The 6,912-nt window shown below is 48.8% G+C and carries 6 protein-coding genes; 1 reads left to right on the forward strand and 5 read right to left on the reverse strand.

The window, feature by feature from the left end:
• The first annotated feature begins 126 nt into the window (after positions 1-126).
• On the forward strand, positions 127-393 hold the full coding sequence (gene rpsT / locus B2899_RS16170) for a 30S ribosomal protein S20 (protein WP_146808585.1): 267 nt from the start codon (positions 127-129) through the stop codon (positions 391-393).
• A 56-nt stretch (positions 394-449) separates the two neighbouring features.
• Here rpsT and holA read toward each other — a convergent pair whose 3' ends face one another.
• From holA to B2899_RS16195, 5 genes are all read right to left on the reverse strand, one after another.
• Positions 450-1,517: a DNA polymerase III subunit delta gene (gene holA / locus B2899_RS16175; protein WP_286887152.1), complete on the reverse strand. Its 1,068-nt coding sequence runs from the start codon at positions 1,515-1,517 to the stop codon at positions 450-452.
• A gap of 294 nt (positions 1,518-1,811) precedes the next feature.
• On the reverse strand, positions 1,812-3,065 hold the full coding sequence (locus B2899_RS16180; RefSeq protein WP_286887153.1) for a zf-HC2 domain-containing protein: 1,254 nt from the start codon (positions 3,063-3,065) through the stop codon (positions 1,812-1,814).
• Between the two features lies 1 nt (position 3,066).
• On the reverse strand, positions 3,067-3,609 hold the full coding sequence (locus tag B2899_RS16185; protein ID WP_146808588.1) for an RNA polymerase sigma factor: 543 nt from the start codon (positions 3,607-3,609) through the stop codon (positions 3,067-3,069).
• An 81-nt stretch (positions 3,610-3,690) separates the two neighbouring features.
• Positions 3,691-6,072 (reverse strand): DNA internalization-related competence protein ComEC/Rec2, encoded by a 2,382-nt coding sequence (locus tag B2899_RS16190; protein ID WP_286887155.1) that lies wholly within the window; start codon positions 6,070-6,072, stop codon positions 3,691-3,693.
• A 20-nt stretch (positions 6,073-6,092) separates the two neighbouring features.
• Positions 6,093-6,728, reverse strand: a complete 636-nt coding sequence (locus tag B2899_RS16195) for a MazG-like family protein (RefSeq protein WP_218029530.1) — start codon at positions 6,726-6,728, stop codon at positions 6,093-6,095.
• Positions 6,729-6,912 lie beyond the last annotated feature (184 nt).

Below are 6,912 nucleotides of genomic sequence, written 5' to 3' on the forward strand. Positions count from 1 at the left end.
ACACTCTCCTGATCCAGCTTTGTTTATGCGAAGAAAAACTTTCTTGCAAACCCCCGGTGCACATGATACAATTTCTCTTGTTGACTTTATAAAAGTAGTATCTTATTCACCAAGGAGGTGAATCTCATGCCAAATATTAAATCTGCGATCAAGCGTACAAAAACAATCGAAAAGCGCCGTGCACACCGTGCCGCTCAAAAATCTGCCCTTCGCACTGCGATTAAAGGAGTAGAAGCCGCTGTAGCAGCAGGAAACTTGGAAGCAGCTAAAACTGCACTGCAAGTTGCCGGCAAACATTTGGACAAAGCAGTAACCAAAGGTCTGATCCACAAAAACGCAGCTTCCCGCAAGAAGTCTCGTCTGGCTAAGAAGGTTAACGGCCTGTCCGCTTAAGCATATATGAATGCATTCATATCAAGAAAAAGCGACCCATTCCAGGTCGCTTTTTCTTATGGAGTCGGATGCATCATATCTTTTAAGCCCAATATGAATAGCTCAAGCGCAAATACTTTATCAATTTGCCCTGTTTTAATGCGCACGTCTTCCTCAGCAAGCCGGTGCAGAATACCCTTAAGCGCTTTCTCACTGAAGGCGCGCGCCTGCTCATTCGCCAGTTTAGCTGCATACGGATGAATGCCGAGCATCGAGGCCATCTGCTGCGGGGAATATCCGTGCGGCTGCAGCGCCTTTACCTGCAGCAGAATGCGGAAATGCCGGGCCAGCAGCGTAAGAATCTTGAGCGGCTCGCCCTCCCCTTTCGTTTCGCTGCTTCCAACGTTCAGCCGCTGCAGGTCATAGTACATGCGAACCGCATCCTCGATTTGCAGACGGGCGATTTTATCAATTAAACGGAAGATATCGTGCTCCAACTCGCGCGTTGCCAGCGCCTCTACCGTCTGCTCTGTAATCTCCCCGTCTTCCCCTGCATATACGGCCATTTTTTCAATCTCTTTATCCAGTTGACGCAGCTGTGTGCCGCTCATCATAATCAGCAGCTCTGCCGCCGCAGGTTCCATGACTACATTGTACCGTTTCGCCTGCCGAATCACCCACTCGACCAGGGCTGCTTCTTTTAGGGGGGCGCATTCCACCACGATGCTGTCTTTTTTCAGCGCTTTGACCACCTTTTTTCGCTCATCAAGCTTGTCCTGCGCCACTTCGAGAATCAGCACGGAATAGTCCGGAGGATTGCTTATATATGCCGTAAGTGCATCCAGGTCGTGCTCGGGAACACCGGACGGCGGCTTCGCTCCGGTTAGAAACACGGCATGCGATGCACGGACAACGCGCTTCTCTCCCATTAATGGGAAAGTCTCAGCATCCTGCAGCGCCAGCTGAATCGGTGTCTCCCGCAGGTCATATGTGCTGTAGTTAAAGTCACGGCTTGCTTCATCCAAGGCTTTCCCTTCAATCAAACGTACCAGCTCGTCCATCATATACTGCTCCGTACCGTAAAGGACATATACCGGTGCAATCTTGCCCTGTTTGATATCCCGCATAATCTGTCGTATCTCCACTTTCTTTCACCTCAGCTTCCCTTTTCCATTATATAAAATTAAGAATGCCGCTGAAAATCGAGGACAATGAGAAAAACTCGCTTACTAGTGGAGGGAAAGTATATTTTGCTTTATCACTGTAAAACGAATCTACTTTCCTATACCAATAAAAAACCATGGCAAACGTGTGCCATGGCCTTTGGAAGGCTGTGCGTATATGTAAACGCTCTGGGTCCGGGGGGCCCTTTTTCCGGAGACCGAGCGATAAGCACCGCTGCTTTTACTACATCATACGCATCTTAAAAAAAAGCGTGCTTATTTATTGAAAAGTGGACGTTCAATATTTTTCTCAAGGTCAATCAGCCACTCCTGCGGAGCGGATGCTTCCCCTCCGTCCGGTCGACCGATGTATTCGAGTTTATAGATGATCTTCTTATCTTCAATCCAACGATAAGATACATTATACGCCTCATTCCATGTATGAGTGACAAACTCGATTCCACCGCCTGCGTTGCGCACCAGAAGAGCATTGTCGGTCTTGCTTACGAAAAACTCCTGGGATGGTGACGGCTTGCCCGGTGGCTTGTACGTATTATCCGCCAAAGCGGCGGCTCCCGCCTTTGCCTCTCTCTTCGGCCGCTGCCCTTCTTCCTGGATAAACGCCAGAGTTCCGCTTATTCCAGGTTTTCCGTCCTTCGGAGCGGGCGCGGCTTTATCAGCCAGTGCACCGTTATCTACGGGAGCGTCCGGTGCCCCGGCGATCGCCACTTCGGATTCCGCTGGCTCCCCGCTCGGTTCGGTCGGCCTGGCCGTCTCAACATCAGAGCTTGGCTGAGCGGAAGATGACTTATTTACTGATTTTTGATTCTGTTCGACTTCCGACCCGGGCGCCTCTTCGCTCTTCGGTTGTTCTCCGGCAGAAGCATGAACGCTGGAGGATGGCGATGCACTCTTTGTATCCCCCTGCAACGGCGCTGTATCACCAACGGCCGATTTGGAGCCAGAAGCATCTGCAGCCGGTGCTTCTTCCGTTGTTCCATCGGAGACAGGAGACTTCGCTGGCTCCCCCTCTGCCTCCTGCCGCGGTTCACGCTGTTCGTTCGCTACAATAAACGCCTTAGACTTCGGCTTTGTACCGGTTGCATCCTGAACCTGGGGCATCTGCGAAGAAGAAAACGCCGATTGTTTCATCTCCGGTTTATCCAGCATAAAGACAATAGCGGAAATCAGCAGTCCGGCTGCCGTTGCGCCGCCGATATAACGATACCAGATTGCCTTGTTATTCCGCCGCGGCATTTCGATCGCCGCCGCCTGTTCCTGGACAAAAGGCGGAAGGTTTCGCTCACGATCAATACGGTCAAGCTCAGGCAGAATGGATTTCACGATACTAAACGGGGGTTCGACCATAGGAAGCTGTTCTAGATGCGTAGAGAGAGAGTGCAAACGTTCATATAAGGACGCGCAATCCCGGCACAATGCTTGATGCCGCATCAACTTTTCTTTTTCCGCACCGTCAAGCTCGCCGTCCAAATCACGCTGCATCCACTCGTAAACTTCTTCGCAACTCACTCTACACACCACCTTTCTGATATTCATGCAGTAATTCCTGAAGTTGTTGTCGGGCCCGATAGAGGTATGATTTTACGGTATTTAACGGCATGTTCATTACTTCCGCAATTTCTCCGTATGATAAATCTTGAAGGTAGCGCAGTGTAACGACAGTGCGCTGATGTTCAGGAAGGCGCTTAATCGCTTCCCTTACTTCTTCCGCTACATCCGCCCGTTCTACTTCTTGCTCTACGTTTTGGAAATCATAGAGTGTAAGCTCGTGCTGGTCGATCGATACAGTCTCTTTCTTTTTGCGAAATTTATCTATGCATACGTTGGTCACAATACGCTGCACCCAGGTCGAAAATTTCGCTTTCTCCTGGTAGGTATTGATTTTTGTATAAATCCGGATCAATGCTTCCTGAGAAGCATCCAGCGCGTCGTGCTCGTTCCCCAGTATATAAAACGCGGTGCGGTACACAGAATGCTCTATGGACTCAAGCAATTGCACAAGAGCCTCTCGATCCCCGTTCTGGGCGGAGCGTATTAACTCTGCATCAACCACGCCCGTGCCTCCCCTCTCAATACCTCAGACGTAAGGTATATACTAAATGTTGCACAAAATGTTGCACTACTGTCTAAAAAACTATCTGCAGGCAGCAGATACGCTAACGGTTTCGTATGTAATCATGTTTCTCTTTATATGCACTACCGCTGCACCACAAACATCCGTACGAAGAACAACACCGCCTCTTTTTGCAAGCCTTTCAATTACTTCGCGATGCGGGTGTCCATACAGGTTTTCTTTGCCGACTGAAATCACAGACAGCTTCGGTGTCACACGGTCCACCCATGCTTGCGAGGTAGAGCCTTTGCTGCCATGATGGCCGACTTTCAATACATCCACCGGCTCCACCAGGTTCTCGCGCAACAAACGCTCTTCACCTTCTCTCTCTAAATCTCCGGCAAAAAGGAGATGAAAACCATAGGCTTCAAGCAATAAAACTACCGAATTTGCATTATCTTCCTCTGTCACAATTCTTTGCGCAGGATTCAGAACCCGCCATACGATGCCGGGTTCTTCTCGCCATATCTGCCCCTGTCTCGCTTCTACAACAGGAATACGTTTTTCGTGGAGTAATTGATTGACTTTTTTTTCAATTTCGATCTTAGCAGGCAGGCCGTTAACCAGTGCCTGCCGGACCGGCATATTTTCAAGCAGGTAAGAAATCCCGCCGATATGATCGCTATCGCCATGTGTCAGAACAAGCAAATCAAGCGAAGAAATGCCTCTTGCATGCAAAAAAGGCATAACGACCGACTTGACGGGATTGTACGGATCGCGCCTTCTTTCCCACGGTTGTTCTCCCCAGCGCGGCGGAGGCCCCCCGCCGTCAATCAATACGGTTTTACGAGGTGTCTCGATTACAATCGCATCCCCTTGTCCTACATCCAAAAAAGTAACGGTCACTTCCTTTTTTGACCAGGAAAAAAAGAGAGAACCAAATAAAATCAAAGGACAAAGAATGAAGCCGAGTTTCGCTTTCCAATTTAAGGTTATTTTATCATACAACCATCCGGCAAGGAAGATAAGCCAGCAGAAATACCCTATCATCCACCACATGGAAGGAGACCGAAAAGCGCTCCTTAACAGTTGCCCTTTTTCTATCATCTGTAGCAGTTGCAAAGCAGGGAGCAAAAATAAATCGACGATTTTAGCCGGCAGAAATCCCAGAGCCGGGTGTACACTCCCCAAAAGAAGAGCGAGTGCCGCAAGTGGCGCAACGATTACACTGATAAAAGGAACAAACAAAAAATTGATAATCGGTGATAAAAAAGAATAGATGTGAAAGTAGTAGATGGTAAGCGGGAATGATACCACGGTCGCTGCTATTGTTACCGCGGCCAGCCTACATAAAGCCGCAGGGCCGACAGTAAACCTGGCTGTCAACGGCGGCACGAACACCAGCAGGCCAAATGTAACAAGGTACGACAATTGAAAGCCAATATTATGAATATAGTACGGATCATATCCTATCATAATTAAAAAAGCGGCTCCAATCAGATTCCATCCATCCCTGATTCTTCCTGTCAATAGCGCGAGCAGCACAAACTCTCCCATGACTAACGCACGGACAGCCGAAGCGCTTGATCCGCTCATCGCTACATAAAGAGGAAGGAATAATGCGGTCGCCAGGTAGGCCCGCCGTCTGGTTACGCCGCATAGCCGCAGTGTATAGACCAAGCCTGCAATCAACAGGGTAATGTGCTGTCCGGAAATCGCAATTACATGCGTCAGACCAAGTGAGGAAAACGTTGCGTACAAATCGGTATCGATTTCATCCACGGCTCCTAGCAGCATTCCGGCAAGGAGGCCCGCCGACTCCGGCGCAAACAGCCTTGTCGTGCGTTCCGCAAGCCACTGCTGGGATGCGACCATAGCTCCCGTAAAACTTAGGCTTCTCTCATCATAGGAAAGCGTCTGCGCTTCTTTTATTTTTCCGATACGGTGAATTCGCTGCCAATGAAGATACTCAGGGTAGTTGAACGCTTCAGGATTGGTAGGCGCTATAGGAAGCGCAAGCTCTATTTCTCCGGTGATCCTTGTTCCAAACCCAAGCGTCTGCTGCGCTTTCATCCAGGAGGCCTTATCCCGAAAATAGAGCGTTGTCTGTACCCGTTCCGCATGCGGCAAATCTTTATTATCCAGCCTGTCCATACGCACAATAAACTTGCACCGATTTCCGTCAAACTTCACTGCACTTTCGATAATTCCGGAAAACGCCGCATTCGCTTCTTCCGGCAGCACACTTACATTGCGTTTCTCCGTCCAGACATAGTGCGTAAATCCCGTACAAAAACATAGCAACCCAACTATGACAATAGAAGGAGGTACTCTATTTTTCCAAAACCGGGGCATCATTCCGACAATCACAACCACTATACACAAACCAAGACCCATCCGGGCGCTGTGAACAAACCGAGAAGCGCAAACAAGCCCGCCCAGCATGTACAAACTATAAATCAAAAGCGCCCGCTGCCGAATCATTATCCTACATACCCACGCTGTTTCAACTTCTCTATATGTGCACGCATAAGCGCATCAATGTCCATTAAAAACGTGTCTTCCAATATATAAAGCATAGTAAAACAGCACTGAGCAATATGCAGTAAATTTAATCCGCAACCTCTTAGCACTTGTTCATCAGTATAGATTCGGGCTTCACCGCTGGCACCGCGAAACTTGCCAATCCACTGGGCAAAACGACCGATCGCCACCGAAATGTTCAGCACTGTGCTATCAAGCGTTACGCCTGGAATCACCAGGCGCGGCAGGCTCATTTCCCGAAATCCCTCTTCATTCACCTTACTATATACATCGCCGGATATGCTCTGCAGATAGCCTTTACGCAGCAGTTTATCCAGGTGATCATCGATCATTTGCTCTAGGCGTACATCCGGCGCCAATTCTTCCAGTACAAATGTCATGGAAATGCACGTCTGAGCCACGTCGAGCAGCTCTCTGGCCACATTCAAAAGCGCTTCACGCGCACGGGGCGTTCCCTGCTCTTCCATCCAGCTAAGAATCGCTTCACTTAGTTCTCCCTGTTCTTCCACCAGCTTATGAAACGTCGACTCCAGCGAAGGAACCAGCCGGTTCAGTCTTGGAAGCACAATCTCCATCCCGCTCTCCTTCCTTTCTCCCTTTTATGTGAAAATCGTGAGAAAAAAAGAACTGAAGAAGAAAAAAGATCCAGGGAAGAAAAAGGCCTTCGCCTTTTTCCATATTGGAATCATTGTCTCGTTCTCTTCTCTTTTTTCCTTCATACCACAAAAATTGTATTTACTATAGTGTTTACAATTATAA

The organism is Aneurinibacillus sp. UBA3580, assembly GCF_002375825.1.
GTDB classification, from domain to species: domain Bacteria; phylum Bacillota; class Bacilli; order Aneurinibacillales; family Aneurinibacillaceae; genus Aneurinibacillus; species Aneurinibacillus danicus.